Annotated in this window: 27 protein-coding genes and 1 tRNA gene; 10 read left to right on the top strand and 18 right to left on the bottom strand. The window is 70.3% G+C overall.

Translation table 11 applies throughout. The annotated features are described in order from the left end of the window. Window positions 1-337 precede the first annotated feature (337 nt). The 9 genes from ACTIFU_RS11155 to ACTIFU_RS11115 all read right to left on the bottom strand — a co-directional run bounded on the left by ACTIFU_RS11155 (window position 338) and on the right by ACTIFU_RS11115 (window position 7429). Entirely contained in the window at window positions 338-2125 is a 1788-nt protein-coding gene (locus ACTIFU_RS11155; RefSeq protein WP_439578381.1) for a hypothetical protein, read from the bottom strand. Further along, window positions 2122-2481 (bottom strand): hypothetical protein, encoded by a 360-nt coding sequence (locus ACTIFU_RS11150; RefSeq protein WP_439578380.1) that lies wholly within the window; start codon window positions 2479-2481, stop codon window positions 2122-2124. The genes ACTIFU_RS11155 and ACTIFU_RS11150 overlap by 4 nt, the downstream gene beginning before the upstream one ends. Continuing rightward, the gene (locus ACTIFU_RS11145) at window positions 2478-2765 is read right to left on the bottom strand and encodes a hypothetical protein (protein WP_439578379.1); all 288 of its coding nucleotides are present in this window, start codon (window positions 2763-2765) and stop codon (window positions 2478-2480) included. The genes ACTIFU_RS11150 and ACTIFU_RS11145 overlap by 4 nt, the downstream gene beginning before the upstream one ends. A gap of 53 nt (window positions 2766-2818) precedes the next feature. Then, the gene (locus tag ACTIFU_RS11140; RefSeq protein WP_439578378.1) at window positions 2819-3235 is read right to left on the bottom strand and encodes a hypothetical protein; all 417 of its coding nucleotides are present in this window, start codon (window positions 3233-3235) and stop codon (window positions 2819-2821) included. Further along, the gene (locus tag ACTIFU_RS11135; RefSeq protein WP_439578377.1) at window positions 3232-3363 is read right to left on the bottom strand and encodes a hypothetical protein; all 132 of its coding nucleotides are present in this window, start codon (window positions 3361-3363) and stop codon (window positions 3232-3234) included. Before ACTIFU_RS11135 ends, ACTIFU_RS11140 begins: the two co-directional genes overlap by 4 nt. A gap of 226 nt (window positions 3364-3589) precedes the next feature. Next, window positions 3590-5467 carry a phage major capsid protein gene (locus ACTIFU_RS11130; RefSeq protein ID WP_439578376.1) on the bottom strand — a complete coding sequence of 626 codons (1878 nt, stop codon included), beginning with the start codon at window positions 5465-5467 and terminating at the stop codon, window positions 3590-3592. After that, window positions 5460-5759 (bottom strand): hypothetical protein, encoded by a 300-nt coding sequence (locus ACTIFU_RS11125; RefSeq protein ID WP_439578375.1) that lies wholly within the window; start codon window positions 5757-5759, stop codon window positions 5460-5462. Before ACTIFU_RS11125 ends, ACTIFU_RS11130 begins: the two co-directional genes overlap by 8 nt. Before the next feature lie 27 nt (window positions 5760-5786). Then, window positions 5787-6803 (bottom strand): hypothetical protein, encoded by a 1017-nt coding sequence (locus ACTIFU_RS11120; protein ID WP_439578374.1) that lies wholly within the window; start codon window positions 6801-6803, stop codon window positions 5787-5789. Continuing rightward, window positions 6800-7429, bottom strand: coding sequence for a hypothetical protein (locus tag ACTIFU_RS11115; protein WP_439578373.1), 630 nt, complete (start codon window positions 7427-7429; stop codon window positions 6800-6802). Before ACTIFU_RS11115 ends, ACTIFU_RS11120 begins: the two co-directional genes overlap by 4 nt. A gap of 409 nt (window positions 7430-7838) precedes the next feature. On the opposite strand from ACTIFU_RS11115, the gene ACTIFU_RS11110 reads away from it, so the two are divergent. The 6 genes from ACTIFU_RS11110 (at window position 7839) to phoB (ending at window position 15626) form a co-directional block, all read left to right on the top strand. Continuing rightward, a complete protein-coding gene (locus tag ACTIFU_RS11110; RefSeq protein WP_439578383.1) occupies window positions 7839-8801 on the top strand; it encodes a PstS family phosphate ABC transporter substrate-binding protein in 963 nt (320 codons plus the stop codon). A gap of 76 nt (window positions 8802-8877) precedes the next feature. After that, window positions 8878-11520, top strand: coding sequence for a hypothetical protein (locus ACTIFU_RS11105; protein WP_439578372.1), 2643 nt, complete (start codon window positions 8878-8880; stop codon window positions 11518-11520). 129 nt (window positions 11521-11649) lie between these two features. Continuing rightward, window positions 11650-13302 (top strand): phosphate ABC transporter permease PstA, encoded by a 1653-nt coding sequence (gene pstA / locus ACTIFU_RS11100; RefSeq protein WP_439578371.1) that lies wholly within the window; start codon window positions 11650-11652, stop codon window positions 13300-13302. A gap of 14 nt (window positions 13303-13316) precedes the next feature. Further along, the gene (gene pstB, locus ACTIFU_RS11095) at window positions 13317-14150 is read left to right on the top strand and encodes a phosphate ABC transporter ATP-binding protein PstB (protein ID WP_439578370.1); all 834 of its coding nucleotides are present in this window, start codon (window positions 13317-13319) and stop codon (window positions 14148-14150) included. A gap of 20 nt (window positions 14151-14170) precedes the next feature. Further along, window positions 14171-14887, top strand: coding sequence for a phosphate signaling complex protein PhoU (phoU, locus tag ACTIFU_RS11090; RefSeq protein WP_439578369.1), 717 nt, complete (start codon window positions 14171-14173; stop codon window positions 14885-14887). A gap of 40 nt (window positions 14888-14927) precedes the next feature. Beyond that, window positions 14928-15626, top strand: a complete 699-nt coding sequence (gene phoB, locus ACTIFU_RS11085) for a phosphate regulon transcriptional regulator PhoB (protein ID WP_439578368.1) — start codon at window positions 14928-14930, stop codon at window positions 15624-15626. Window positions 15627-15693: 67 nt separating this feature from the next. Here phoB and ACTIFU_RS11080 read toward each other — a convergent pair whose 3' ends face one another. From ACTIFU_RS11080 to ACTIFU_RS11065, 4 genes are all read right to left on the bottom strand, one after another. Then, entirely contained in the window at window positions 15694-16038 is a 345-nt protein-coding gene (locus ACTIFU_RS11080) for a DUF1801 domain-containing protein (protein WP_439578367.1), read from the bottom strand. A gap of 122 nt (window positions 16039-16160) precedes the next feature. Beyond that, complete coding sequence (locus ACTIFU_RS11075; protein ID WP_439578366.1) at window positions 16161-17453, bottom strand: O-acetylhomoserine aminocarboxypropyltransferase; 1293 nt, start codon at window positions 17451-17453, stop codon at window positions 16161-16163. A gap of 4 nt (window positions 17454-17457) precedes the next feature. Further along, window positions 17458-17964, bottom strand: a complete 507-nt coding sequence (locus tag ACTIFU_RS11070) for a CoA-binding protein (RefSeq protein ID WP_439578365.1) — start codon at window positions 17962-17964, stop codon at window positions 17458-17460. A 174-nt stretch (window positions 17965-18138) separates the two neighbouring features. Then, a tRNA-Ser gene (locus ACTIFU_RS11065) sits at window positions 18139-18226 on the bottom strand. 43 nt (window positions 18227-18269) lie between these two features. On the opposite strand from ACTIFU_RS11065, the gene ACTIFU_RS11060 reads away from it, so the two are divergent. Next, complete coding sequence (locus ACTIFU_RS11060) at window positions 18270-19283, top strand: lipid A deacylase LpxR family protein (protein ID WP_439578364.1); 1014 nt, start codon at window positions 18270-18272, stop codon at window positions 19281-19283. A gap of 69 nt (window positions 19284-19352) precedes the next feature. After that, window positions 19353-20969 carry a bifunctional metallophosphatase/5'-nucleotidase gene (locus ACTIFU_RS11055; RefSeq protein ID WP_439578363.1) on the top strand — a complete coding sequence of 539 codons (1617 nt, stop codon included), beginning with the start codon at window positions 19353-19355 and terminating at the stop codon, window positions 20967-20969. Here the strand turns inward: ACTIFU_RS11055 and lexA are convergent. Beyond that, entirely contained in the window at window positions 20963-21667 is a 705-nt protein-coding gene (gene lexA, locus ACTIFU_RS11050; protein WP_439578362.1) for a transcriptional repressor LexA, read from the bottom strand. The genes ACTIFU_RS11055 and lexA overlap by 7 nt on opposite strands. Before the next feature lie 448 nt (window positions 21668-22115). Here lexA and ACTIFU_RS11045 point away from each other — a divergent pair, with 448 nt between their 5' ends. Both ACTIFU_RS11045 and ACTIFU_RS11040 read left to right on the top strand, forming a co-directional pair. Further along, complete coding sequence (locus ACTIFU_RS11045; protein WP_439578361.1) at window positions 22116-22556, top strand: hypothetical protein; 441 nt, start codon at window positions 22116-22118, stop codon at window positions 22554-22556. Beyond that, a complete protein-coding gene (locus ACTIFU_RS11040; protein ID WP_439578360.1) occupies window positions 22553-22888 on the top strand; it encodes a hypothetical protein in 336 nt (111 codons plus the stop codon). Before ACTIFU_RS11045 ends, ACTIFU_RS11040 begins: the two co-directional genes overlap by 4 nt. Before the next feature lie 3 nt (window positions 22889-22891). Here ACTIFU_RS11040 and ACTIFU_RS11035 read toward each other — a convergent pair whose 3' ends face one another. From ACTIFU_RS11035 to trpC, 4 genes are read right to left on the bottom strand one after another with little or no spacing between them, the layout of a single operon-like run. Then, a complete protein-coding gene (locus ACTIFU_RS11035) occupies window positions 22892-23752 on the bottom strand; it encodes a hypothetical protein (RefSeq protein WP_439578359.1) in 861 nt (286 codons plus the stop codon). A gap of 47 nt (window positions 23753-23799) precedes the next feature. Beyond that, window positions 23800-25008: a molybdopterin molybdotransferase MoeA gene (locus tag ACTIFU_RS11030; RefSeq protein ID WP_439578358.1), complete on the bottom strand. Its 1209-nt coding sequence runs from the start codon at window positions 25006-25008 to the stop codon at window positions 23800-23802. Further along, window positions 25008-25484 (bottom strand): cyclic pyranopterin monophosphate synthase MoaC, encoded by a 477-nt coding sequence (moaC, locus tag ACTIFU_RS11025; RefSeq protein WP_439578357.1) that lies wholly within the window; start codon window positions 25482-25484, stop codon window positions 25008-25010. The genes ACTIFU_RS11030 and moaC overlap by 1 nt, the downstream gene beginning before the upstream one ends. Continuing rightward, window positions 25481-26269, bottom strand: a complete 789-nt coding sequence (gene trpC, locus ACTIFU_RS11020; protein WP_439578382.1) for an indole-3-glycerol phosphate synthase TrpC — start codon at window positions 26267-26269, stop codon at window positions 25481-25483. Before trpC ends, moaC begins: the two co-directional genes overlap by 4 nt. Between the last annotated feature and the right edge of the window lie 58 nt (window positions 26270-26327).

Here is a 26327-nt window from a genome sequence, read left to right as displayed (position 1 = left end):
CGGTCATGACAGAACACCCCGCCCCATGGTGTAGTAAACGATCCTGCCCCCAGCCCGACTAGAACTGTCCCGCCCGTTCGTCACCGGCATACGGACCCAGCCAGGAAGGACCCGCGCGCGCGATTCTCGCGCCGCCCCGAGAGTAGGGGCGCGCCAGCGTCCGAAGCGTCCGTAGCGTCCATAAGCGAGCGAGCTCAATGGGTTAGATGACGGACACTGCGCGGACGCTACCGACGCTGCCCCTACACCAGCGTCCACAGCAGACCCTCCCGGCTGGACGCTGGCGCGGACGCTGCGGACGCTGGCACCTAGCCAGCGTCCGGCGCCGCAAGCCCTGCTATTCCTCATTGTCGGACGCTCCGGACGCTGCGGACGCTGTAAGCCGAAAGAACAGGGAAAGGGTCCGGGTACGGTCACGGGCACTACCCCGTCGCCGTTCCACCACCACCCCGATCTTGCGGAGCTCCGGCTCAACCCGCGTGATCCGAGCGGACAGGCGCGTCGCATCCGCCGGCCACCCGCGCGCCCGGCGCCACACCTCGGGCGCCATGGTGTTCAAGCGGTCCAGCAGCTCGGCCGCGGTGCCCGTCCACACCGGATCGCCCCGCCGCGCCCGCGCCTGGTTCTCCTCCCGCGTCTCGGGATCGCTGCCCTCGGCCAGCCGGCGCAGCAGCGACCCGACGTGATCGGCCTCGATCACCTCTTCCACCGCCGCCGCCCGGTTCGCGTTCAGCGCCGTCAGCACGTTCTCGGGCGACCAGCCGAACGCCTCGGCCGCGGCCATCGCCGTCACCGCGAAGTCCGCCATGCGGGGCAGGGGATAGCCCTTGCTCTGGATCGCCTTGCGGTTCCTGAGTGCCGCCGCCAGCCCGCTCAGCAGCGCCCCGAACACCGAGCCCGCGACGGCCGTGAAGTCGGACTCGATCCGCGACGCCTGGTCGTGTGCGGCAAGCGGGGGCAGGCTCAGGATCACCGCTCGCGACACCATGTCGCCGCGCAACGGCCCAACATCCACGCCGTTGATCACGACGGGGTTGCACACCTCGATCAAATACTCCTCGCCATCGGTATAGAGGCGGCGCTTGCCGAAGCCCGCGCCGGTGCTGATGCGGCACAACATGTCGGACATCTCGGGCGAGAGGCGGCTGACGTTCTCGATCGCGACCACCCGTCCATTGACGGCCGCGTGCAACAGGTCCGCCTCGTCCTTCGGCGGCGAGCGCAGCTCGGCGCGATTCGGGTCGGTCAGCCGCCGGAACAGCGTGCACAAGGTCGTCTTGCCGCCGCCGGCCTCGCCGAGCACGACCAGCACGGGGTACGGCCCGGAGGGCCAGAGCGCCCCCACCATCGCCGAGACGAACAGCATGAAGCGGGCGTCGTCGCCGCCCTCGCCCGGCAGGTTGACCAGCTCGCGCAGGTCCCCGATCGCGCCCTTCTTCACCGGCGCCGGCAGGGCGCGCAGCCCCGGCGGGCGGATGAACGGAACCGGGCACCTCGCCTGCACCGACCAGCCGCGCGCCGTCACCTTCGCCACCGTCCAGTCCGGCGTGCCGAGGTCGATGTAGATGCAGTTGTCCGGCCCCCAGGCCGAGCGCACGGCCGGCCGCCGCGCCGGCGCGTCCATCGCCATCGCTTCCAGCGTCAGCAGCGCCGCGGCGAGCGTGTCGGGCGAGACCGAGCCCGGGACCTCGGTGCCGTCCTGCAAAGCGCGCCGCGCCGCCCGCGCGTACAGCCGCAGCGCCCATGCCTTGAACGCGCGCGAGCGCAGCGGGTGGTGTTCGCGGTGCCCGTAGACGGGGATCGTGGCGTAAGCCTCCCCGTCTTCATCGGGCCACATCTCGATGCCGGCCTGCACCACGATCTCAAGCAGCAGATCGGCGGCCTTGTCGCCCTCGGCGCGCACACGCGGGGCGTCATCCTTGCGCAGCCGCGCCACCAGCTTGTCGAGTGCCGCGGGCGGTACGCCGATCTCCTTCGCCGCCCCGGCGCGCCCCTGGTAGTACGCCACCAGGTCAAGCCGGGCGAGCTCGCGCAACTTCTCCGACCGCATGTCGAACGCGGCGGGGGCGGGCTCGTCAGCGGGGAAGGCACCATCGAGGGGGTCGGGCGGGGGCAGGTCGCTCATGCCGCGCGCCTCTGGTGCTGGTCGCGCACGCGCGGCAGGTCGGGCACCCCGGCCCAGCGGCAGACATAGGCGAGCGCCTGGCCCGGTCGGCACCGGCGCAGCTCGGCGATCAGCTCGATCAGGTCGCAGCCCCAGGTGTCGCCGAACCGCCACCGCCCCGACCAGTCGCCGAGCACGATGCAGCGCGGCCCGCCCGCGAACACGTGCACGCCATCCGCGGGCGAGGGCCACCATCGGCAGACCCCAGGCGGAAACCACGCCAGCCGGCGCCCGAGCGTCTCGGGCGCCCATCGCGGCAGGGAGTCCAGCGCCAGGTGATGGCCGGCGCGCCAGTCGATCGGGTTGCGGGCGATCATCGCGCCGCCCCCGCGATGCGCGCGCGCAAGTCCGCCAGCATGTCCGCGCGCGTGGCCAGGCGGTTCCAGTCCCGCCCGTTCATGCGCGCGAGCGCCGCGGCGAAGCGCCGGCGCGCGCGATCGCGATCAGGGTGCACCGGGGGCAGGGTCGCGAGCAGGGTCGCGGCGGCGAGCAGCGGCACGCCGCCGCCGTCATCGGCGATGGTGCGGCCGAGCAGGAAGAGCGCGATCGCCGCCGCATCCAGGACTTGATCGTGGGGGTAGAGCTCGGTTACACGGAGCATGTCTGTTGCCTTTTCGCTTTCGCGCCCCCGCCGTTCGCACCGGCGGGGGCGTTTCATTTCGGGGGAGCGGCGGGGGGAACGCGCAGATGCGCGGGCAGGAGCGCGGACAGCCCGAGCTCCTGAGCTTTCATCGCGAGCAGTCGTCGTTGGGCCGGGCTCGGCCAGCGCGCGCAGCCGAGCAGGCGCATCCACTCGTCGCTGACCGCCGCGCGCCACTCCTGGAACCAGGCGCGCCACGCTGCGGGATCGCCGTCGACGCGCACGTTGCGCGGCCGGCCGGCGAAGATCACCTCCGCCTCGAAGTGGCCGTCGGAGAAGAACAGCACGCGCTCGCGCCGGATCTCCGCCGCGATCAAGACGGGTTCGCCCTCGCCGCGGGGATCATCGGGCAGCCGCTGCGCGTACTTCGCCGCGCAGCCACGCTTCATCGTCCACGAGAGCCCGCGCGCGAGCATCTCGGGCGCGTTCACAGACCGCCGCGCCAGACCGTGACCATCGGCGGCCACCCGCCGGGCCTCGGCATCCGCGCGTCGTAGAGCATGCGCCGCACACCGCGATCGCCGAGCTGGTGTCGCAGCGCCGGGCCTTCGAACAACATGAGTTCTTCGATTCGCTCATGCTCAGTCAACGGCCGTTCGCCCCATGGTTCCTTACGCGGAAGCAGCGGGGCGGGAGTAGCGCTCCCCGCCCCGCCGGTGCCCGCCGCGTGTCGGTGGGAGAATGTTCCGCACCGCGGGCTGACGGGGTTGTTGCGGACACGACCCGTCTTGTCCGGGCGATGGGCTGCTGAGAATGCCCTCATCGCGGTCGCCGCCACGATCCCGTCAGCTTCCGGTCAGCCGCACGGCGCCGACGAAGCTCATCGGCGCGAAGGTGAAGTCGTGCACCAACTTGAACACGAGCCCATCGCGGTTGGCCTGGTCGTGCTGGGTGATGACGGGCAACCCGCCGGAGCCCAGGAGCGTCACCATCGCGATCACGGGCGCCACGGCCGGGTCCCCGAACAGGAACCACGGCGCCCCGGCAAGGCGCGGCTCGACGGCAAGGCGAAGCCGGCCCGCGAACACCGGCCGGTTGCTCTCGTCCGTGCTGACGGTCGCGATCTCGTTGAGCGCCTGCTCGGCCGCGGTCTCGCCTGCCGGCCCGGTCAGGATGATACGCGGCTCCGGCGCGATCAGATTCCCCGCCGCGTCCTTCTGCCCGCGCATGACGATGCGCCCGGCCGAGATGCCGGCGGTCCCCACGGCACCCGACCCGACATTCAGGTGATTCGTGTGGAACAGCGGGTCGCCGTCGGTGAGCGTCGGCCCCCAGCCGCCGCCGTTCGTCGCGAACATCCTCACGAACTCGGCCGCCTCGGTCGCCACCACCGCACCGGCGAACAGGCGCACCTGATCGAACGCGCCGAGGTCGTCATTCACCAGGGCCTGCCGCGTGAACCACAGGTTCCGCGCCCAGGTCGCGACCTGGTAGCTCTCGCCACGCTCGTGCGGCGGGGCGTGTTGGATCTCAGCACCCTCCGGCAAGTGGTGCAGGTCGGTCGGTCCGGCCGCTTGCAAAAACTTGCCCGGCCTGAAGTCCCGCGCCTCGCGCATCGCGCACACCATGCGCGCCGCGCCCGGCGCGACCTCCAGGCGGTTCTGAAGCTCGCGTGCCGCCGTCTCCTGGAGCAGGAGCGGGAAGTCGGAGGTCGTCAACGCGCGGGTGATGATCGTGGACGGCGCCGCGTTCCGCGCGACGCGCTCGCCGCGCGCTTCGAGCAGTTCCGCCGCCATGGCGGCCAGCGACATGCCGCGGAACTCGCGCGCCGACTCCGAAACGGCGCCCCCGGTCACGCGCGCCTGCAACGCCTCGGCCATGCGCGTGCGGATCACGGCCGGATCGGCGCCGGACTCGCCGATCTGCTGCACCGGCTGCGGGGTCCGGCGCGTCATCGTCTTCCCCTTCTCGATCGCGGCCTCCAGCACGGCGGCACTGAACTGCTCGGCGGTCAGGCCGTCCTTGACCGCGCGCGTGCGCAGTTCCTCGGCGACGGCACGCTCGACGATCGAGTCCGCAACGCGCGACACCACTTGGTCGATCGCCGTGATGCGTCCGCGCTCGGCGCGGGTCTGGTCGTCAGTGCCCGAGGCGGGCGGGTTCGGCATGATCGTGTCGGGCATTGCGCCCTCCTCTCTCGGCGCGGGGACGGGATCGGCCGAGCGCACGCGCGCCTCGGGGTCGGCCGGGATGGGAACGAAACTCAATTCGCGCACGGTCCATTGCGTGGCCGTGAAGACGGGGGCGCCGTTGCGCTCGCCCGTGTGCTGATAGACCTCGACCGTGTAGCCGAGCGAAACACCGCTCAGCGCGCCGCCCTCGATCAGGTTCAGGATTTCATCCGCACGGGGAACGTTGGCAAAGCGCACCTTCGCGTGCAACTTGCCGTCGGCGACGCGCGTGCTCTCGACCGTGCCGATCAGGCCGGTGGTGTCGTTTTGGTGATCCGCCAGCACCGGCAGGGAGGCGGCGAGCGCAAGTCCGCCTGGATCGAGGCGCTCGATCCACCGGCCGAAGCTGGCGTCAGGGCGGACCCCGTCGCGCGCGACGGCGGCGAAGCTGGACGCGGTCACCTCGACCGTGCGCCCCTCTTTGTCGAGGCTGCGCGGCGCCGCTGGCGCGCGGCGGTGGCGCAGCGCCGCGGCGAGGGCTGCGTCAGCCATTGCCAGCCTCGTGGACAATGCGCGCCAGATCGGCGCCGGCCGCCTCGGCCGCCTCGCGCCGGCGCGCCGCGAGTTCGCCCGAGAGCGCGAGCAACATCATGCCGAGCTGGGCTGCATCGTCCGGCCCGAGGCGAACAGCCAAGCCGGCGCCGCGGTGCGCGATCGTGACCCGGCCGTCACCATGAAGGATCAAACCGGCGAGCTCCGGCGCGCCGCCCGCTGCCGTCAGGACGGGGAGCGGGAAGATGGCGGCACTACCGGGCGGCGGGACGGCAGGGCGATCAGCGGTCATGGCGAGCTCCTTCAAGGGAGCTCTCTCTTAAGGACGGCGCCCGCGCCTTTTCACCACTGATTTAGTCGCAGAAACCTCCCCGGCTCCGGGGAGGTTTCTGCGTGCGCGCGCCGGTGGCCGCGCCATGACTTTGCGGAGCTCTATCGCGAGCCGCCGGGCCGTGTTCAGACTCACGTCCCGTGGACCATCGGCGCGGAACTTCGCCAAGGTCTCGGCGCCCGCGCTGCGCGCCATCCAGCCCGCCAGCGCGACGAAGAGCGCCGCCATGCACTCATAGGGCTGGAGCTGCCACCCCCGCTTCGGTGCGCTCCAGGATTCGACTCCGAAGGCCCACTCGAACACGCGCGCCGCGCGCGCGAACGCATGAAGCCGCGCCCCGCTGCTCTTTCGCCCGCCGAAACTCGCGCGCGAGTCATAGGCGTCGGCGCTGATCAGCGCCCGCGCGCGCAGCAGCGCCACGCCGGCGACCGCGACCTTGAGTACCTCTTCATCGACCCCGACCGCCTCCGGCAGGCCGCAGCGGGCCGGCCGGGGCTGCGCGAGCCCGGCCGCGAGCAGCGGCGCGTAGTGCAGCTCGACCTCAGCCTCCCGCCGCCACAGCGCATCCTCTACATCGGGGGCGGCGACGCGCGGCCCGGCCAGGTTCTCGATCCCGTCTGCCAAGGCGCTAAAGGGATCGATCTGCGGGCCGAGCAAGCGACCGTCGGCACTGTGCTGTGCGCTGACGGGTATGTGGGTCACGTTGGCCCCCAGGGCCAGAAGCAGCGCCTCCGCGGCCTTCGCCACACCGCGGCAGTACGCCGCCCGCTCCGACGGCGGCGCGCCGGGCATCGGCGCGTCGAGCGGGATCAAGCGGCACATCCTCCACCAGGCGTTGGCCACATCCACCAGCGCGGCGCCGAGCTCGGCGGCGGATACCTTGAGCGGGAGCCCCACGGCCCCGGCGATCGCCCGCGCGTCGGCCTCCGGCATCGGCACTTGGTAGGGCAGGGGCTCTAGGCCCCAGGCGGCGGGCGGCGGGCGCGACACCATGACCCCGATCATGCCACATCCCCCGCCGCCGCCTCGCCCTCGGCCTCGTCCTCCGGCCCCTCCATGACGTTCAGCCGCGCCCGATCAACATCCCATCGCGGAGACCGGTCACCGACCACCGCGGCGATCGCCTCGGCCATCGTTGTAAGATGGCACGCCAGCGCGACCACGCCGTGCGCGCGCGTGTCGTAATCCGCAGCGGCGATCCCATCCACCGCCAGCTCAAGTGCCTGACTCGCCGCGACCAGGTTGTCGAGCGCATCGCCGAGCCGATGCAGCGGGACGGACAGCGGCCGCACCTTGTCAGCCCAGAACCGCGCGCCGGCCTCGGCCTCGAGGAACTCGGCGACGTTCCCCACGGCTCCCCTCCACTCGGCGGCGCAGACTTCCCCCGAGCCCATGCCCACCTGGGGACACAGCACCCGCCGCAGCACCGCCGCCGCGCCGGCGAGCGTCACGGGCTTGGTCGCGAACACGACGTCATCGGCGGCCTGCTGCCGGTCGCACAGGGCGTCCAGCAGCTCATCGGCCGTACCCCCCGCGTCCCTGGCGGCCTTGAGCTCCGCCAGCGCCTCACGCGCATCGGCCTCGGCGGTCAGGATCAGGCGGTCGGGGTGGTTGGCGTAGATGTCGAGCATGATGACGGTCTCTCCGGGTTGCAGAATCCCGGGCCGTCATGGGAGGCTCGCGTACCCTATTTCCGGGGCTTGTTGCGCAACAACGGGTTGCGCTGTTTTCTTAATCCCGGTTCTGGGGGACTGGGGGTCGTGGGTTCGAATCCCGCCGCTCCGACCATGCCACGACCCGGTCTTGCCCGCCTCTCACGTCAGGCCGATCACCGGATCAGCCTGTGGACAACTTCGTCCGGTCGTCCCGACGACTGGCGGATGGCGTTGTCATCAAAGCTTCATCGTTCTGCAATCGAGGAGTCTCTGAACCTGCCTAGGGTCCGCCTCGGCGACCGGGGAGCGGACCCGCTCGGTTTGCGCGCTGCCGCACCCGGCACCGGACACCAACCGGGGATGGAGGATCTCAACCGTGAAGAGAATGATGCTTGCCGGCGTGGCAGCCGTCGCGCTGACGACCGACGCGATGGCCCAGGCCATCCAGCTCGACCCGAACCTGCCCGCCTATCGGCCCGGCTCCGGCGTGTCCGGCAGCCTGACCTCGATCGGGTCGGACACGCTGAACAACCTGATGACGCTTTGGGCCGAGGGCTTCCGCACCGCCTACCCGAACGTCTCGATCCAGATCCAGGGTGCCGGGTCGGGCACCGCGCCGCCCGCGCTGGTGCAGGGCACCGCGCAGTTCGGCCCGATGTCCCGGCCGATGCGCGGCACCGAGATCCAGAATTTCGAGGGGCGCTACGGCTATCCGCCGACGCCGATCCGCGGCGCAATCGATGCGCTCGGCGTGTTCGTGCACAAGGACAACCCGGTCGAGTGCCTCTCGCTGCAGCAGGTCGACGCGATCTTCTCCTCGACCCGGCGGGGCGGTGCCGATGCCGCGATCAACACCTGGGGCCAGGCGGGTCTGACCGGCGAGTGGGCCAACAGGCCGATTGCCCTCTACGGCCGCAACTCGGCCTCGGGCACCTACGGCTACTTCAAGGACGTCGCGCTGTTCGGCGGCGACTACCGGCCCGAGGTTCGTGAGCAGCCCGGCTCCTCGACCGTGATCCAGGGGGTCGCTTCCGACATCGCCGGTATCGGCTACTCGGGTGTGGGCTACGCCACCGCCGACGTGAAGGCCGTGCAGATCCGCGGCCAGGACGGCAACTGCTATGGGCCGACCGCCGAGGCGGCGGCGGGCGGCGACTATCCGATCGCGCGCTTCCTCTACATCTACGTGAACAAGAATCCGAACCAGCCGCTCGAGCCGCTGCGCGCCGAGTTCATCCGCTTCGTGTACTCGAAGGAGGGGCAGCAGGCCGTGCTTCGGGCCGGCTTCTTCCCGGTGACCTGGCGGCTTGGCCAGGCTGATCTGAAGACCTTCGGCCTCGCCGAGTAGCGGGCGTTGACCATGGACCGGGGCGGCCATCCGCCCCGGTCCTGATGCGGGTATGGTAACCGCGAGGGGGCGGACCATGGATGACATCCCAGCCGCGTCGGCGCGCCATACGGCGGGAGAGAATGCGGCAGTACGGCGCACCGCACGCATCGTCGAGCGGTCGAAGGAGACCCGTGCGTCCGTCATCTACGGTGAACGGATCGCCAGAGGGGTGATCAGCGTTGGTGGGCTGCTGGTCATTGTCGCCGTGTTCGGGATCATGGTGTTCCTGTTCCAGGTCGCCGTGCCGCTGTTCCAGGGCGGGGAACAGATCCGCCAGGTCCGGCACCAGATCGAGCCGAAGCCGCTCGCCTGGCTGAACGCCGACGAATTCCAGTCGCTCGCCACGCGCGTTGGTGCGGATGGGCGCGTCACGACGTTCCACATCGAGACCGGGCGGCCGATCCGCGAGGATTCGCTCGATCTCGCAGGTCAATCGGCCACCGCGGTCGGCGGGACGCTGGAGCGCGACCGCGTCGCGTTCGGATTCAGCGACGGAACGGTGCGGTTCGCGCGGATCGGGTTCGACGTCGGCACCGTGCAGAGGCGCAACGCGCCCGCCGATCTGGTGCGGCTGAACGACCGTGATTTCCTCTCCGGCGAGGTGATCTACAGCCCCGTCCAGACCGGCGACTTCCGCACCATCACGGCGGTCACGACCATCGCGGAGCCGATCCGCATCTCCGAGCGCCCGATTGTTGCGCTCGACTACCGCGTGGGTGGCACCGTCGAGCGACCGACGATCGCCTTCGTCACGGTCGACGGCGCCGGCATCGCCCGGCTGAGCCGTTCGGTGGTTCAGGTGAACCTCCTCACCGGCGCGGAACGTGTGCGCACCACGACCACCGAACTCCCGGGACTGCCGGAGGGCACGGTGGTCACTGCCGTCTTGCTCTCGACCTCGGCCGACCGGGTGATCATCTCGTCGCGCGACGGCTTCATCTACCGCTACGACCTGCGTGATCCGGCCCGTCCCGTGCTGGCGGAACGGCGGCGCGTGTTTCCGGACGGCATCGCGGTGACGGCGATCGCGTTCCTGAACGGCGAGCAGACGCTGATCGTCGGCGGCTCGAACGGCGCGGTGGATGCGTTCTTCCGCCTGCAGCGGCCCGCCGTCGAGACGATGGATGGGTTCGAGCTGGTGCGCGCGCGCGTGCACGAGCCCCAGCCGGCAGCCATCATCGACATCACCGCCGGCCAGCGTGACAAGTCATTCGCCACGACGGATGCCGAGGGGCGCGTGTGGTATCGGCACTCAACCAGCGATCAGGTGCCGTTCCGTTTCGCCCGTTCCGGCGATGCGGCGACGACGTCGCAGGCGATGATCTATCCCCGCGGCGACGGCATCCTGAAAGTGGATGATCGCGGCATGGTCGATTCCTGGACCGTGCATGAGCCGCACCGCGAGATCACCTGGAGCGTGCTGTTCGGCCGCGTCTGGTACGAGGGCTACGACGCGCCCGGGTTCACGTGGCAGTCCACCGCCGGCACCGACACCTTCGAATCGAAGTTCTCGCTGGTCCCGCTGATCTTCGGCACGTTGAAGGCGACCTTCTACGCGATGCTGTTCGGGCTGCCGATCGCGCTGATGGGCGCGATCTACACCTCGGAGTTCCTGCATCGCGGCGTCCGCGCGACCGTCAAGCCGGTGATGGAGATGATGGAGAGCTTGCCGACGGTGGTGCTCGGCTTCGTCGCCGCGCTGGTGCTCGCGCCCTTTGTCGAGGAGTGGATCGCGGCAGTCCTGCTTGCCTTCATCGCGGTGCCACTGGGGCTGCTGCTCGGCGCGCATTTCTGGCAGATGCTGCCGACGCATCTTGCACTCCGCTACGATGGCATTCCGAAGTTCACGCTCATGGGTGTGGTCATCGCGGTGACGGCGTGGCTCGCCTACCAGGTGGGTCCCCTGTTCGAGGCGGTCCTCTTCGCGGGCGACTTCAAGGCCTGGGTGAACGGCGATTTTGGAACCGGAACGCCGTTCATGACCCTCCTGCTCTGGCCGCTCTGGGCGGTGCTGACGGGCATGGCGTTCAAGCGCTTCGCCGGGCATCACCTGCGCGAGCGGGTTCGCGCGAGCGCGCGGCCGCAGGCCGGGCGGCTGCTGTTCGCGAAGTGGGCTGTGCTGGCGGTTGCCTCGCTGATCGCGTCGTGGCTGTTCGCGAGCCTGCTCACACTGATCGGTTTCGATCCGCGCGGCGGCATCGTCGATACCTACGCGCAACGCAATGCGCTGGTGGTCGGCTTCATCATGGGCTTTGCGGTGATCCCGAATATCTACACCCTGGCCGAGGACGCGCTCAATTCGGTCCCGTCCCATCTGCGCGCGGCCTCGCTCGCCTGCGGGGCCACACCCTGGCAGACGGCGATGTGGGTGATCCTGCCGACCGCGGCTTCGGGTGTGTTCTCGGCGAGCATGATCGGCATGGGGCGCGCCGTCGGCGAGACCATGATCGTGGTCATGGCAGCGGGCAACACGCCGATCATGGAGTGGAACATCTTCTCGGGGCTGCGCACCCTGTCGGCCAATATCGCGATCGAGCTGCCCGAGGCGGTCAAGGACGAGACCAACTACCGCGTGCTGTTCCTCGCGGCGCTGACGCTGTTCGTGATGACCTTCATCATCAACACCTTCGCCGAACTGATACGCCAGCGCTTCCGCAAGCGCGCGTTCCAGCTCTGATTGGGGACAGGACCGATGGACGACATCGTCGATCGCGGGCCGGGCACCCGCACGCCGACAGCCCCTGCCACCCCCGAGCGGAAGCCTCAGCCGCGCCGGGTCCGCCGGATCGTGGGGGACCTCTCAGCGGTGGGTGAGCCCGCTCTCTGGGGTCTTGGCGGTGCGCTCGCCCTCGGCATCATCCTGATCAGCGCCTTCCTCGGCATGATCGTCTGGAACGGGATGACGACGTTCTGGCCCAAGCCGATCGTGCAGGTGCAGCTTGTTGATGGCTCGGTGATCGCCGGTGAGCCGTTCCGAGAGGGTCGCTACCGTCCGGGTGAGAACATCCTGGCCAACCTGTCGGACGACCAGCGCGCCTTTGTCGAGGCCAATGGTGGGTTCTCCGACCGGGTGCTGTACCGGACCGCGAACTTCGATCTCTACGGCAACGACTTCCGCTGGGTCTCGGACTTCGAGAAGGTGGATATCACGTATCCGGACGAGTTCTTCCTGTTCGAGCGCCAGGAGTGGGGCCGGTTCGTGGGTCGGATCGCTGCGGTCGTCATCGACGACCGCCGCGTCGCGCTCGGCGATGTGCCGTTTGCAACCATCGAGCGAGCGCAACGCGATGGTCGGCGCAGGTTCGAGGAGATCCGCAGAATCGAGCGCGGTGACATTGGCGTGGTGAACTACCGGATGGAGCGTGAGCGGCTTGCGATCCGGCGGGCGGAGCTGCGCTATGGTGTCGATTCGCCTCAGACGCAGGCGGCGGCCGCGCGCGCGGCCGAGAACATGGCGGCACTCCAGTCTGAGTTCGATCGACTTCAGGAACGGGTGGAGGAGATCCGCGCCGTGGATCGGCGCAACCGCGTCGTGCTGGAGGAGATCAACGGACGTACGAAAGAGACCGAGTTCAGCCAGATCGTTCGGTTCTATCCGGCGAACATGGTCGGGTTCTCGGAGAAGCTTGGCATCTATCTCTCGCGCTGGGGCGAATTCCTCAGCAGCGAGCCGCGCGAAGCGAACATGGAAGGCGGCGTGCTGCCGGCAATCTTTGGAACCGTCACCATGACCCTGATCATGGTGGTCGTGGTCGCGCCCTTCGGCGTGATCACCGCGCTGTACCTGCGGGAGTACGCCAAACAGGGCAGAATCGTCTCCGCGGTGCGGATCGCAGTGAACAACCTCGCCGGCGTCCCGTCGATCGTCTATGGCGTGTTCGGACTCGGCTTCTTTGCCTACACCATGGGCACCACGATCGACGGATTGTTCTTCCCAGAACGATTGCCCACGCCGACCTTCGGCACGGGCGGCATCCTCTGGTCGTCGCTCACGCTAGCCCTGCTGACGGTCCCGGTGGTGATCGTCGCGTCGGAGGAGGCGCTCGCGGCCGTGCCGCGCTCGATGCGCGAGGGGTCGTTCGCCTGTGGCGCCTCGAAGTGGCAGACCATCCGCTATGTCGTGCTGCCCAAGGCCCTGCCCGGCATCATGACCGGCCTGATCCTCGCCATGGCGCGCGGGGCGGGCGAGGTGGCACCGCTGATGCTGGTGGGTGTCGTGAAGCTCGCGCCGGCGCTGCCGTTCGACGGCTTCTTCCCGTTCGTGCACGTCGAGCGCAGCTTCATGCATCTCGGGTTCCACATCTTCGATGTCGGCTTCCAGTCCAGGAACTCCGAGGCTGGCAAGCCGATGGTGTTCGTCACGACCCTGCTGCTCATCATGCTGATCATCGTCATGAACGCGACGGCGATCTACATCCGCAATCGCCTGAAGCGCAGATACGCGTCAGGCCAGTTCTGACCCCGGAGTCTCCCATGTCGGCCACCGTCTCCGAAGCCGTCGCCCCCACGCGCACCTTCGAACCGACCGCGTACCATGTGAAGGAGGGCGATGGGGGTGTCGCGCTCGAGGTGAAGAACTTCGACCTCTGGTATGGGCGCAGCCAGGCGCTCTACGACATCACCATGGCGTTCCAGAAGGGACTGGTGACTGCGCTGATCGGTCCGTCGGGCTGCGGCAAGTCCACGCTGCTGCGCTGCCTCAACCGCATGAACGACCTGATCGATGAGCTGCGCATCGAGGGCGAGATCACGGTCGATGGCGGCAACATCTACGGCTCCGGGGTTGATGTGATCGCGCTCCGCAAGCGCATGGGCATGGTGTTCCAGAAGCCCAATCCCTTCGCGATGTCGATCTACGACAACGTGGTCTATCCGCTGCGCGTCGATGGCGTGTCCAGCCGTGCGGTGCTGGACGAGACCTGTGAGCGCGCGCTCCGCTCGGCAGCACTCTGGAACGAGGCGAAGGATCGGCTGAAGGAGAGCGCGCTCGGCCTCTCCGGTGGTCAGCAGCAGCGGCTCTGCATCGCCCGCGCGGTCGCCGCTGACCCGGAGGTGCTGCTCATGGACGAGCCCTGTTCGGCGCTCGACCCGATCGCCACGGCCAAGATCGAAGAACTGATCGACGAGCTGAAGGGCTACTACAGCATCGTCATCGTCACGCACAACATGCAGCAGGCTGCGCGTGTCTCGCAGAACACCGCGTTCATGTATCTCGGCCGCCTGATCGAGTACGGCGATACCGACACGATGTTCACGCGACCCAAGGTGTCGCGCACGCAGGACTACATCACCGGCCGCTTCGGCTGACCGGCGCGGAGAACGAGGGAATGCCAGCTCATACCGTCAAGGCCTATGACGAGCAGCTCAGCCGGCTGCGCGATACGCTGATGCGGATCGGCGGGATCGTCGAGAGCGCGCTTGCGGAGGCGACCAACGCGATGGTCCGCCGCGACGCTGCCGCCGCCTCCGTGATCGTGCAGCGCGACGTGGAGGTGGATACGCTTCAGCGTTCCGTGGAGGATCAGGCGGTCCGGCTGCTCGCGCTGCGTCAGCCGATGGCGAACGACCTGCGGCTGATCGTAGGCTCGATCCGGATGGCGCTTGATCTCGAACGGATCGGCGACTACGCGGCGAACATCGCCAAGCGCGTGATCGTGCTGTCGCAGCTGCCGCCGGTGGTCAGTGTCGGACCGATCCAGCGCATGAGCCGGATCGTTCAGGAGATGCTGAAGGACACGCTCGACGCGTTCTCATCGAGCGATCCGGACAAGGCGCGGGACGTGTGGGAGCGCGACGAGCAGGTTGACGAGGCCTACAACGCAGTGTTCCGCAACCTGCTGACGTACATGATGGAGGATCCGCGCAACATCACGCCCTGCGCGCATCTGCTGTTCGTCGCGAAGAACATCGAACGGATCGGCGATCACGCGACCAATGTCGCCGAGACGATCCGCTTCATCGTGCTCGGCGAGGAGATCGAGGGCGAGCGGCCGAAGCATGACGAGTCGCCCTTCGCCATCGTCGAGCCGCCTGCGGGCGCGTGAGGGGCAACGGAGTACGGGAATGCCGGAAGGGATTTCCAGCATGCTGAAGCCGCTGATCCTCATCGTCGAGGACGAGGCGCCGCTGGTGACGATGCTGCGCTACAACCTTGAGCGCCAGGGCTTCCGGGTCGACGAGGCGGCGGACGGGCAGGAGGCGATCACCAAGATCGCCGAAGCGAGGCCGGACCTCGTGCTGCTCGACTGGATGCTGCCGGCGATGTCGGGGATCGAGGTGTGCCGCCAGATCCGCCGCCGCCCCGGGACACGCGACCTGCCGATCATCATGGTCACCGCCCGCGCCGAGGAGGCCGACAGCGTGCGTGGCCTGAACACCGGCGCCGACGACTACATCACCAAGCCGTTCTCGATCGATCTGCTGCTTGCGCGCATCCGCGCGCTCCTGCGCAGGTCGGGCGCGGCGCCGGCAAAGGGGACGCTGAAGTACCATGACATCACGATGGACCTCGCGGCGCATCGCGTCAGCCGCAACGGCCGCAACGTCCATCTGGGCCCGACCGAGTTCCGCCTGCTCGAGTTCTTCATGCAGCATCCGGGGCGCGTGTTCTCGCGCGAGGAACTGCTTGATGCGGTGTGGGGACCGGACATCCATGTCGAGCCGCGCACGGTTGACGTCCACATCCGCCGGCTGCGCAAGAGCCTGAACGGCGCCGAGGAGGTGGACGTGGTGCGCACCGTGCGTGCGGCCGGCTACGCGCTGGATGTGGACGCGACGCTCTGACGCAGGACGAGGCAGGCGGGGATCGCGCCGCCGGCGTAGCCACTTTCTCGGTGAGCATCCGGCTGCGTCATGACGTTCCGGTCGGATCGCCCAGGGTCCTGTTCAGCCGGATGGCCTCGCGCGCGAGCCGCGTGACGGTGCTGCCCTTGATGACTGTGCCGTCGCGGATCTCGATCGTCGCCATCTCGTAGCGTCCGCCCGGCTTCAGCCGCGGCTCGATCGTGCGCAGGCGCTGGCCGCGCCAGAAGCCGAGCAGCACACGCTGCTCCTCGGCCCTGATCAGGATTGCCGGACCGTGCGCGCGATAGACCAGATGGCCCCACTTGATGACTTCGACGAAGGCGCCGGCCTTGCGAACCGCTTCGCGCAGCACGGTGACGCATCGCAGGCGCCAGCCTTCGAGGGACCTCACATAAGCCTCTGGGTCGAGGGCCGGCGGTGCTTGCCTCATGTCTGGCGGTTCTCGATCTCGGTGGGCATCGCCCAGCACGCCCCGTATGCCGCGCGCGGCCGGCACGCACCACGGGCGGTGTGTCAGGGCAGCTGTGCCAGCGCCTGCTCCAGGTCGGCGATGATGTCGGCGACGCTCTCCAGGCCGATTGACAGCCGCACCACTTCGGGTCCCGCGCCGGCCGCGGCCAGCTGCTCGGGCGTCAGCTGGCGGTGCGTGGTCGAGGCGGGGTGGATGATCAGCGACCGGCAATCGCCGATATTGGCGAGGTGGCTGAACAGCTGCACGGACTCCACCACAGCGATCCCGGCCTCGTAGCCGCCCTTGAGACCGAAGGTGAACACCGCCCCGGCCCCGCGCGGCAGGTATCGCTGCGCCAGCGCGTGGAACGGGCTGGACAGGAGGCCCGCATAGGAGACCCAGGCCACCTTCGGATGCCGCTCCAGCCAGTCCGCGACAGTGAGCGCGTTGGCGCAGTGCCGCTCCATCCGCAGCGGCAGCGTCTCGATGCCGGCAAGCGTGAGGAAGGCGTTGAGCGGCGCCTGCGACGGGCCAAGATCACGCAGGCCCACCGCATGGCCGTAGACCGAGAACGCGAGGTCGCCGAAGGTCTCGGAGAAACTGAGGCCGTGATAGCCCGGCTCGGGCAAGCTCAGCGCGGGAAAGCGCCCGCCGCGGCTCCAGTCGAAGCGGCCGCTGTCCACCACGACGCCACCCAGGGACGTGCCGTTGCCCGACAGGAACTTGGTGGTGGAGTGCACGACCAGCGTCGCCCCGTGCTCGATCGGCCGGCAGAGCCAGGGGGTGGCGAGGGTGTTGTCGACGATCAGCGGCACCCCGGCCGCATCCGCGATGTCGGCGATGACGCGAAGGTCGGTGACGACACCGCCCGGATTGGCCAGGCTCTCGACGAAGACGGCCTTCGTCCGCTCGGTGACGGCGGCTCGGATGGTCTCCGGTTTCGTTGCGTCCACGAAGCGTGTGATCCAGCCGAAGGCGCGCGGAAACGCGTTGCCCATCTGGTTGAGCGAGCCGCCATAGAGCTGGCGCGCTGCCACGATCTCGTCGCCCGGCTGCATCAGCGGGAACAGCGCGACCAGCTGCGCCGCGTGGCCGGAGGAGGTCGCGATCGCGCCGCGCCCGCCTTCGAGGCTCGCCAGACGCTCCTCGAGCACCGACACCGTCGGGTTGGTCAGGCGGGAGTAGATGAAGCCCGCCTGCTGGAGGTTGAACAGCGTGGCGGCGTGGTCGGCGTCGTCGAACACGAAGCTGGTGGTCTGGTAGATCGGCGTCGCGCGCGCGCCGGTGGCGGGGTCGGGGGCGGCGCCGGCATGGATGGCGCGGGTCTCGAAGCCGAAGATGCGGGACTGGCTCATCGGATCACATCAGCTTCCTGGTGGCGCGGGTGAGCGGACGGCGCCGGCTGGTGAGAACCTGGGTGTTGATCCCCTGCCACCCGAGCTCGCCGAACAGCCGCATGTACTCGATCTTGGGACAGCGGTTCATCACCACGCGCAGCCCAGCGGCCTCGGCCCGGGCCGCCGCCGCGTCGTTGCGCACGCCGAGCTGCATCCACACGACCTGGGCGCCAAGCGCGATCGCCTGGTCGGTGAGCGGGCCCGCCGCCTCTGCGTTGCGGAAGATGTCGACCATGTCGGGCGTGAGCGGCAGCGCGGCGAGGTCGGGATGAACCGTCTCGCCAAGAATGGTCTGCCCCGCCGCCCTCGGATTGACCGGGATGATCCGGTAGCCCTTGGCCTGAAGATACTTCATGGCGAAGAAGCTGGGCCGATTCCAGTCGGGGCTCGCCCCGACCATGGCGATGATGCGGACATCGCGCAGGATCGCGCGCAGCAGGTCGTCGCTGTAGTGGTCGTGATCGCTCATCAAGCAGGCTTTCGGGTCAGCCGGGCGGACCGGGAGCCCGCCTCCCAGTCGTGAGGTCGGGTGCATGTCCCGGTCGGACGCCTCTCCCCAGGGACGCCCGCGAGGTGCGGGCGTGCGGCGGCCTGACCGGGGATCGGCAACACGGTCGTGGTCTCGCAAGACGCCGGTCGCACCTGGCGGAGGGGGTGGGATTCGAACCCACGGAGCCTCGCGGCTCTCCGGTTTTCAAGACCGGCGCAATCGACCACTCTGCCACCCCTCCGTGACGGGAACCGGACGTCCGCCCGCGCGTTAGGACAGATTGCATGAACCTCCGCCCGATGCGACCCCTGCTTGCGTCCCTGCTCGGCGCTCTGGCGACCTCGGCGCTCGCGAACGAAGCCCCGCAGCCCGACCCAGCGGCAACGCTGAACCTGACGGTCGAGAACGACCTCTTCGGCCGCACCGACAAGTACTACACGAGTGGCTTCCAGCTTTCCTGGCGCTCGGCGTCGGCCGACCCGCCGGTGTGGCTCGCCTGGATGTCCGAGCTCGCGACCCCGTTCTTTCCGCCCGGCGGCACGCCCCGCTGGGGCCTCGCCTTGGGGCAGAACATCTACACCCCCGCCGACACCCTCGCGCGCAATCCGGATCTGCGTGACCGGCCCTATGCCGGCTGGCTCTACGGCGCCTTCACGCTGATCTCCTACACCGAACGCACGCTCGGCACCTTCGAGGTGCAGTTTGGCGTGGTCGGGCCCGCCGCGCTCGGCGAGCAGGTGCAGAACAACGTCCACGACCTGATCAATGTCGACCGCGCTCTTGGCTGGAAGACGCAACTGAAGGATGAGCCTGGGATCAACGTCATTCTCAACCGGCAGTGGCGCATCAACCAGCCGCTCCGCGCCGACGATCCGCGCGGGCTCGCGCTTGGCCTGGTACCGAGCCTGACGGTCAGCCTGGGCAACGTCCAGACCTATGGCTCGGTGGGGTTGATGCTGCGCGTCGGATCGAATCTGCAGTCGGATTTCGGGCCGCCGCGCATTCGCCCCTCGCACGCGGGGACGGCGTTCTTCCAGCCGGACGGGCGTTGGGGCTGGTACGTGTTCGCCGGCGTGGAGGGCAGGGCGGTTGCGCGTGACATCTTCCTCGACGGCAACACCTGGCGCGACAGCCGCCGCGTCGACCGGATTCCGTTCGTCGGCGAGGGAGCGATCGGCGCGGTGCTGATCATGCCGTGGGCGCGACTCTCCTACACCCACACCTTCCGTGGGCCCGAGTTCAGGGGGCAGACACGGAGCGCGCAATACGGATCGGTGAGCCTCTCGTTCCGGTTCTGACTGTCACACGATCGCGCTGGATCGGCCTTCAGGTGCGGCTAGACTGCCGCGCCGTCCGAGGAGGTCGCCATGCGTCTTGCCCGCCGTCTGCTGCTCGCTGCCGGAGCTGCCGCGCTCGCGGCGCCAGCGGTCCTGCGCGCCCAGCCGCCGGTGCGGCTGACCGTGCTGCACACCAACGACGTGCACAGCCGTCATGAGCCGATCAACCGCTTCGGTGCCGCCTGCCGCGCCGACGAGCAGCAGCCGGGCGCATGCTTCGGTGGCAGCGCGCGGTTGGCGGCCGCGATCGTTGCGGAACGCGGGCGCGCCGAGGCCGAGGGACGGGTCGTGCTCACGCTGGATGCGGGCGATCAGTTCATGGGCAGCCTGTTCTATACGCACTGGCGCGGCGAGGCCGAGCGCGCGGTGATGGACGCGATCGGCTACGACGCCATGGCGATCGGCAACCATGAATTCGACAACGGCCCGCCGGTGCTGGCACGGTTCGGCGCTGCGCTGGGCTGCCCGCTGGTCTCGGCGAACATCGATGCGTCCGCGGAGCCGGCGCTCGCCCCGCTGATCCGTCCCTTCGCGATCGTCGCGCGTGGCGGGGTGCGGATCGGCATCGTCGGCCTCACCACCACGGACACACCGCGCATCTCCTCGCCGGGCCCGCACCTGCGCTTCGCCGACGAAACGGCAGCGCTCCGCACCGGAGCCGAGGCGGCGCGCGACGCAGGCGCCGAGGTAGTGCTGGCGCTCACGCATGTCGGCCTGCCCGCGGATCTGGCGCTGGCTGCCGCGGTGCCCGGTCTCTCTGCGGTGATCGGCGGGCACAGCCACACCCTGTTGTCGAACAGCGCGAACGGCGCCGCCGGACGGTATCCGCTGCCGGTGGACGGGGCGGCCGGCTTCACGGTGCCGGTCGTGCAGGCGGGCGCGAACAACCGCTACCTGGGCCGGCTCGACCTCGACCTCGACCGGTCCGGTCGCGTGCTGGTCGCCGGCGGCGATGCGCGGGAGCTCGGCTTCGGCGATCCGCGCCACCCCGGCGTCGAGGCACTGATCGGACGCCTGGCCGAGCCGCTGGCGGCGCTGCGCGCGCGCGTGATCGGCACGCTCGCTGAGCCGGTGTCGAACGCCGGGTGCCGAAGCGGCGAATGCGCGCTCGGCACGATGGTTGCCGAGGCAATGCTGGAGGCCGGGCGCAGCGCCGGCGCCACGATCGCGCTGCAGAATGGCGGCGGCCTGCGCGCGGGCCTGCCCGCAGGCCCGATCACCTGGGGCGACGTGCTGGCGGTGCTGCCGTTCTCCAACACCCTCGCGACCCTCAAGCTCACCGGCGCAGACATCCGTGCGGCGTTGGAGACCGGACTGTCCGGGGTGGAGCAGCAGGCGGGGCGCTTCCCGCAGGTGGCGGGTCTGCGCTTCACTTGGCACCCCGAAGCCCCGTCCGGGCAGCGGCTGCGTTCCGTGGCCGTGCGCACGCCCGAGGGCGGCTACGCGCCGCTCGACCACCAGCGCATCTATGGCGTGGTCACCAACAACTTCCTTCGCCTCGGCGGCGATGGCTACGCGGTGCTGCGCGAGCGCGCCGTCGCCCCCTACGATAGCGGACCGAACCTGGAGGAGGTGTTCGAGTCCTGGCTCGCGCGCCGAAGTCCAGTCCAGCCCGAAACGGACGGGCGGATCGCGCGGGCTCAGTAGCGGCGGAGCAGCGCGACCAGGCGACCCTGCACCTTCACCCGGTCGGGACCGAAGATCCTGGTTTCGTAGCGTGGGTTCGCGGGCTCGAGCGCGATCGAGTTGCCGCGCCGGCGAAGCCGCTTCAGCGTCACCTCGGTGTCGTCGATCAGCGCGACCACGATCGCGCCGTTCTCCGCCGTGTCGGCCCGGCGGACGATTGCGGTATCGCCGTCCAGGATCCCTGCCTCGACCATCGAATCGCCCGTCACTTCCAGTGCGTAGTGCTCCGAGCCGCCGCCGAGGAATGCCGCCGGCACGTCCACCGTCTCGGACGCATCGCGCAGCGCCTCGATCGGCAGACCCGCCGCGATCCGCCCGTAGAGCGGGAGCGATACCGCCTGCGCCTCCGCCGCCTGTCGGGCGCCGGCGATCTGAGGCGTGAAGTTGCCGCGGATCACGTTGGGCGCGAACGGCACCTGGCCGTACTCGCGGGCGCGGAGCGCCGTTTCGGGCAGCCGGATCACCTCGAGCGCCCGCGCCCGATGGGCGCGGCGCTGGATGAAGCCACGCTCCTCCAGCGCCGTGATCAGACGGTGGATGCCGGACTTCGACTTCAGTCCGAGCTCCTCCTTCATCTCCTCGAACGAGGGCGAGAACCCGGTCTGGCGCAGGTGCCGGTCGATGAACATCAGGAGTTCGTGCTGCTTGCGGGTCAGCATGACCGGCCTTTCTCCTTCCCTGGGCGTCAGTGGCCGGAACAAACCGGCAACCCTGCTCTTGTTCTATGTCCGTGCTCCGTGTCGGGGCAAGCGGTTTGTGCGCGGTGGGCGGGTGGAAGGGCTGTGCAACGGGAAGCATGCGCCGGCGGCGATCAGCCGTCGCCTCGCGCGGGACGGCAACTGCCCGTGTCGTCGCTGTCCGATTTCGTTTATTGCCTCTTAACGGCCGCGAACGATAGTTTGATTGAGACGTTGAGGGTGCCCGGGAGGATTGGCGATTGCGCTGAACTTCGGATGGGGCCCGCTGAGACGAGGAGGGAGCAGATGACCCGTCGGTCCGCGTTTGGCCTTCGGCTCTCCGTTGTTCTGCTGTCTGGCGCCGCGCTCGCGGTCGTACCGCTTCCCAATCCTGACGCGGGCAGCCTGTCCGCATGGGCTCAGCCGGGCGGTGGCGGCGGAGGCCCCGGTGGTGGCGGAGGCGGAGGCCCCGGTGGTGGCGGAGGCGGAGGCCCCGGCGGTGGCGGAGGCGGTGGTGGAGGCGGTGGCCCCGGCGGCGGCGGCGGCGGAGGCGGTGGCGCAGGCGGCGGTCCCGGCGGTGGCGGCGCTGGCCCAGGCGGCGGTCCAGGCGGTGGCGGCGCGGGCGGCGGCCCCGGTGGCGCGGCGCATGGTGCCGCAGCGGCAGCCCAGGGCGCCGGCAATGCCCGAGGCGACGGTCCCGGCTTCGGCGGCGGTCGCGGCGGATCGGGGACGGCCGCGACAACCGGCCAGGCGTTCGGGCTCGGCACGGCGGCCGCCGCGCGCGGTTCGGCATCGTCCCGCGGCACGGATGGTACGATCGGCGTATCCGCCGCGAGCTACGGCGCACTGGCGAGTGCGCTCGGCTCATTGAACGCCGCCCATGCCTCGCCGGTGGCCCGCGCCAATGCCGCGCCCGACTCCCAGGTCGGTCTGATCGCCGCCTACGAGCAGGCGATGCTCGCCGCGCTGGCGATGCCGGCGACCACGCCGGAGGAGATCGCGGCGAAAGAGGACGCGATCGCTGCCGCCCGCTCGCAGGAGCTTGCCGCGGCTGCGAACAAGTCGCTCAGCCCCGAGGTGGTGGCGCAGGTCGATTCGTTGCTCGGGCTGCCGGCCACCGATCCGGCGCTGGGGGTGACAGACCCTGCGGTCAGCCCCGACGAGCCGCCGCCGTCCGACGACACGACGACCACGTCCGGCTGAGACTCAGCGCGCCTGCGCGCGCAGCCGCTCGATCATCGCCGGCGCGTAGGGGGACGCGCCGGCGATCGCTTCGCGCTGGGCGAACGCCGCGAGCGCTGCCCGGGTGCGGGGGCCGTCCTGGCCGTCCACCGGCCCGGGATCGAACGCGGTCCCGGCAAGCACCGACTGGACGAAGCGCACCAGAGGACGATCGATCGCCGGCACCGGCCCCCGCGCGCGTTCGCGCTGCACGCGCGTCCAAGCGGCCTCGGCCGTGGCGGGATCGACGCGTCGCCGCAGCGCCTCGCGGTAGCGCGTCGCCGCCGCCACGCCGCCTCGCTCAGCGAGCCGGAGGCGGGCGAGCGCCTCGGCCTCGTCGCGCGTCGTACCGGCGCCCACGATCTGCATCAGACCGAGTGCGAACTGCGCTTCCGAGCTGCCGCGCTCGGCCGCGCGCTGGAACCACACCGCCGCCCAGGCTGGCTCGCGCCTCGTGCCGTCGCCCGCTTCGATCAGCCGGGCAAGCCGGTACTGCGCCTCGTCATGGCCTTGCATGGCCGCGCGCTCGAGCCAGGGGATGGCGGCGGCCGTGTCGCGCGATCCGTCAGGGCGGTAGAGGTGGCTCGCGGCGAGCAGCATCTGCGCATCGGCGTTGCCGAGATGCGCCGCCTCGGCGATCAGCCGGGCGGCGCGGTCGGGGTCTGGTGTGCCACCGCGCGGCGGGTTCAGCGCGCGGACGCCCTCACGGTAGAGCACCTCGGCGCGCGCGCGCTCGGCCGCCGATGGGCTGGGTTCCGGTTCCGTCCGCGCCGGTGCGGCGCCCTCGATCAGAGCGCAGCCTGGCCCGGCGAGGATCAGCAGCAGGGCAAGGGCGATGTGGCGCATGGCAACACGACGCTCGACCGGGTGGAGCTGGTCGCCTGTTCTACAACTCAGACATCCCGTCCGCCTAGCAGCAGCACCTCGACCGTCCCGCCCTCCACGACAGCGGGCGCGTGCGGCGCGCGCAGGATCAGTGCATCCGCGCGCGCGAGCCCGGCCATCAGCGAGCTGTCCTGCACCGGGAACGGCGTCGCGACCAGCGTGCCGTCCTCGCGCCGCCCGAGGGAGGCACGCAGATGGTCGGCGCGGTGGTCGTTCGCCTTCAGCGCCGCGCCTGCGACCGCACGCACTGGGCGCGGCGCCTCACCCGGCAGGCCGGCGCGTTTCTCGATCGCGGGCACCAGGAACAGCAGCCCGCAGACCAGCGCCGAGACCGGATTGCCCGGCAGGCCGAGCAGCGGCGTCGTGCCGACGCGGCCGAACATGAACGGCTTGCCCGGCCGCATCGCGATCTTCCAGAACGCGAGCTCCAGCCCGGCGGGTGCCAGCGCGTCACGCACCAGGTCATGCGCGCCGACCGAGGCGCCGCCCGAGGTGACGATCAGGTCGCAGCCCGCCGCGCCGCGGGCGGCGGCCGCGATCGCGTCGAGATCGTCCGGCGCGATGCCCAGATCGACCGGCTCGCCGCCGGCGGCGCGCACCATCGCGGCGAGCGCAAGGCTGTTCGATGAGATCACGCCGCCCTCGGGCACGGGCTCGCCGGGGCGCGCGACCTCGTCGCCGGTGGAGAGGATGGCCACGCGCGGCCGGCGATGCACAGAGAGCCAGGGCCGGTCGGCCGAGGCGGCGACGCCGATGTCGCGCGCGGTCAGCCGCCGCCCCGGCGCGAGCAGGGTCTCGCCGGCGGCGAAGTCCCCCGCGCGGCGGCGGATGTGCTGACCAGGGCGCGGGGCGAAGCGGATCTCCACCGTCTCCTCGCCGAGATCGGTGTCCTCCTGGATGATGACGGCGTCCGCGCCGGCCGGGATCACGCTGCCGGTGAACACCCGCACCGCCTCGCCCGGGCCGACCGTGCCCGCGAACGGGTGGCCCGCCGGGGCGCGGCCGATCACCTTCAGCCGCACGGGGATCGTTCCGCAGTCGGCGCCCCGCACGGCATAGCCGTCCATCGCCGAGACGTCGTCGAGCGGCTTGTCGTGGCGCGCGGTGACGGGGGCGGCGAGCACGCGGCCCCAGGCCTCGGCGATGCCGACCCACTCGGCGCCCACGGGCGACAGCGCGGCGAGGACCCGCGCGCGCGCCTCCTCGACCGACAGCATCACGCCGCCTCGTAGGTGCCGGACTTGCCGCCCGCCTTGTGGGTGAGCCGCACCGCCTCGATGCGCATCCCGCGGTCGATCGCCTTGACCATGTCGTAGAGCGTCAGCGCCGCGACCGAGACGGCGGTCAGCGCCTCCATCTCCACGCCGGTCTGCCCCGCCGTCTTCACCGTCGCCTCGATCTCGACAGCGTGCTCGGCGGTGTTCGGCGTCAGCGCGACCTTGACCGAGGTGAGGGGCAGCGGGTGGCAGAGCGGGATCAGCTCGGCGGTGCGCTTGGCCGCCATGATGCCGGCGAGCTGGGCGACCGCCAGCGCATCGCCCTTCTTGATCGCGCCGCCGGTGATCGCGGCCAGCGTCTCGGGCGCCATCACCACCCGACCCTTGGCGGTGGCGGTGCGCTCGGTCGTGGCCTTGGCCGAAACATCGACCATCACCGCGTTGCCCTGGGCGTCGAAGTGCGTCAGCCCGCTCATGCGAGGAGCGCCCTGGTCGCGGCCGTCACGTCGTCCTCGCGCATCAGGCTCTCGCCGACAAGGAGGGCGCGGGCGCCGGCTGCCTTCATGCGTGCGACGTCGGTCGGGGTGCGGATGCCGCTCTCGGCGACCAGGACGCGGTCGGTGCCGACCCGCGCGGCGAGCCGCTCCGTGGTCTCAAGATCGGTCTTCAACGTCTTGAGATTGCGATTGTTGATTCCGAGCAGAGGCGTGCGTAGCCGAAGCGCCCGGTCGAGCTCCGCCTCGTCGTGCACCTCCACCAGCACGTCCATGCCCAGCGCTTCGGCCTCGGCCTCCAGCGCCGCGGCCTCGGCATCAGAGAGGCAGGCCATGATGAGCAGGATGCAGTCCGCGCCCATCGCGCGCGCTTCCAGCACCATCCACGGATCGAGCATGAAGTCCTTGCGCAGCACGGGCAGATCGACCGCCGCGCGCGCGGCGATCAGATCTTCCGGCGCGCCCTGGAAGAACGGCGCGTCCGTCAGCACCGAGAGGCAGTGCGCGCCGCCGTCGCGATAGGCGCGGGCGAGGGCAGGGGGGTCGAAGTCGGGGCGGATCAGCCCGGCCGAGGGCGAGGCTTTCTTGATCTCGGCGATCAGGCCGATGCGCCCGGCTGCGGCGGCGCGACGCAGCGCGGCGAGGAAGCCGCGCGGCGCGGCTGCGGCCTCGGCCGCACGGCGCAGCGCCGGCTCGGGCCTGGCGCCCTTGCGCGCGGCGACGTCCTCGCGCGTGCGCGCGCAGATCCGCGCCAACGCATCCGGCATCGCCGTCACGCGTGCGCCTCCGGGCGGGTGGTCACGATCAGCGCCTCAAGCGCGGCCG

Source organism: Elioraea sp. (assembly GCF_051860475.1).
Classification (GTDB): domain Bacteria; phylum Pseudomonadota; class Alphaproteobacteria; order Acetobacterales; family Acetobacteraceae; genus Elioraea.
Note: the sequence above shows the minus strand (reverse complement) of the source record. Positions and strands in the feature narration are given on the sequence as shown.

What these genes read in the sequence shown, in the direction of transcription:
- ACTIFU_RS11155 (WP_439578381.1), bottom strand. Translation starts at nt 2,125, where the DNA reads ATGAGCGACCTGCCCCCGCCCGACCCCCTCGATGGTGCCTTCCCCGCT.
- ACTIFU_RS11150 (WP_439578380.1), bottom strand. Translation starts at nt 2,481, where the DNA reads ATGATCGCCCGCAACCCGATCGACTGGCGCGCCGGCCATCACCTGGCG.
- ACTIFU_RS11145 (WP_439578379.1), bottom strand. Translation starts at nt 2,765, where the DNA reads ATGCTCCGTGTAACCGAGCTCTACCCCCACGATCAAGTCCTGGATGCG.
- ACTIFU_RS11135 (WP_439578377.1), bottom strand. Translation starts at nt 3,363, where the DNA reads ATGTTGTTCGAAGGCCCGGCGCTGCGACACCAGCTCGGCGATCGCGGT.
- ACTIFU_RS11130 (WP_439578376.1), bottom strand. Translation starts at nt 5,467, where the DNA reads ATGGCTGACGCAGCCCTCGCCGCGGCGCTGCGCCACCGCCGCGCGCCA.
- ACTIFU_RS11125 (WP_439578375.1), bottom strand. Translation starts at nt 5,759, where the DNA reads ATGACCGCTGATCGCCCTGCCGTCCCGCCGCCCGGTAGTGCCGCCATC.
- ACTIFU_RS11120 (WP_439578374.1), bottom strand. Translation starts at nt 6,803, where the DNA reads ATGATCGGGGTCATGGTGTCGCGCCCGCCGCCCGCCGCCTGGGGCCTA.
- ACTIFU_RS11115 (WP_439578373.1), bottom strand. Translation starts at nt 7,429, where the DNA reads ATGCTCGACATCTACGCCAACCACCCCGACCGCCTGATCCTGACCGCC.
- ACTIFU_RS11110 (WP_439578383.1), top strand. Translation starts at nt 7,839, where the DNA reads ATGATGCTTGCCGGCGTGGCAGCCGTCGCGCTGACGACCGACGCGATG.
- ACTIFU_RS11105 (WP_439578372.1), top strand. Translation starts at nt 8,878, where the DNA reads ATGGATGACATCCCAGCCGCGTCGGCGCGCCATACGGCGGGAGAGAAT.
- pstB (WP_439578370.1), top strand. Translation starts at nt 13,317, where the DNA reads ATGTCGGCCACCGTCTCCGAAGCCGTCGCCCCCACGCGCACCTTCGAA.
- phoU (WP_439578369.1), top strand. Translation starts at nt 14,171, where the DNA reads ATGCCAGCTCATACCGTCAAGGCCTATGACGAGCAGCTCAGCCGGCTG.
- phoB (WP_439578368.1), top strand. Translation starts at nt 14,928, where the DNA reads ATGCTGAAGCCGCTGATCCTCATCGTCGAGGACGAGGCGCCGCTGGTG.
- ACTIFU_RS11075 (WP_439578366.1), bottom strand. Translation starts at nt 17,453, where the DNA reads ATGAGCCAGTCCCGCATCTTCGGCTTCGAGACCCGCGCCATCCATGCC.
- ACTIFU_RS11070 (WP_439578365.1), bottom strand. Translation starts at nt 17,964, where the DNA reads ATGAGCGATCACGACCACTACAGCGACGACCTGCTGCGCGCGATCCTG.
- ACTIFU_RS11060 (WP_439578364.1), top strand. Translation starts at nt 18,270, where the DNA reads ATGAACCTCCGCCCGATGCGACCCCTGCTTGCGTCCCTGCTCGGCGCT.
- ACTIFU_RS11055 (WP_439578363.1), top strand. Translation starts at nt 19,353, where the DNA reads ATGCGTCTTGCCCGCCGTCTGCTGCTCGCTGCCGGAGCTGCCGCGCTC.
- lexA (WP_439578362.1), bottom strand. Translation starts at nt 21,667, where the DNA reads ATGCTGACCCGCAAGCAGCACGAACTCCTGATGTTCATCGACCGGCAC.
- ACTIFU_RS11035 (WP_439578359.1), bottom strand. Translation starts at nt 23,752, where the DNA reads ATGCGCCACATCGCCCTTGCCCTGCTGCTGATCCTCGCCGGGCCAGGC.
- ACTIFU_RS11030 (WP_439578358.1), bottom strand. Translation starts at nt 25,008, where the DNA reads ATGCTGTCGGTCGAGGAGGCGCGCGCGCGGGTCCTCGCCGCGCTGTCG.
- moaC (WP_439578357.1), bottom strand. Translation starts at nt 25,484, where the DNA reads ATGAGCGGGCTGACGCACTTCGACGCCCAGGGCAACGCGGTGATGGTC.
- trpC (WP_439578382.1), bottom strand. Translation starts at nt 26,269, where the DNA reads ATGCCGGATGCGTTGGCGCGGATCTGCGCGCGCACGCGCGAGGACGTC.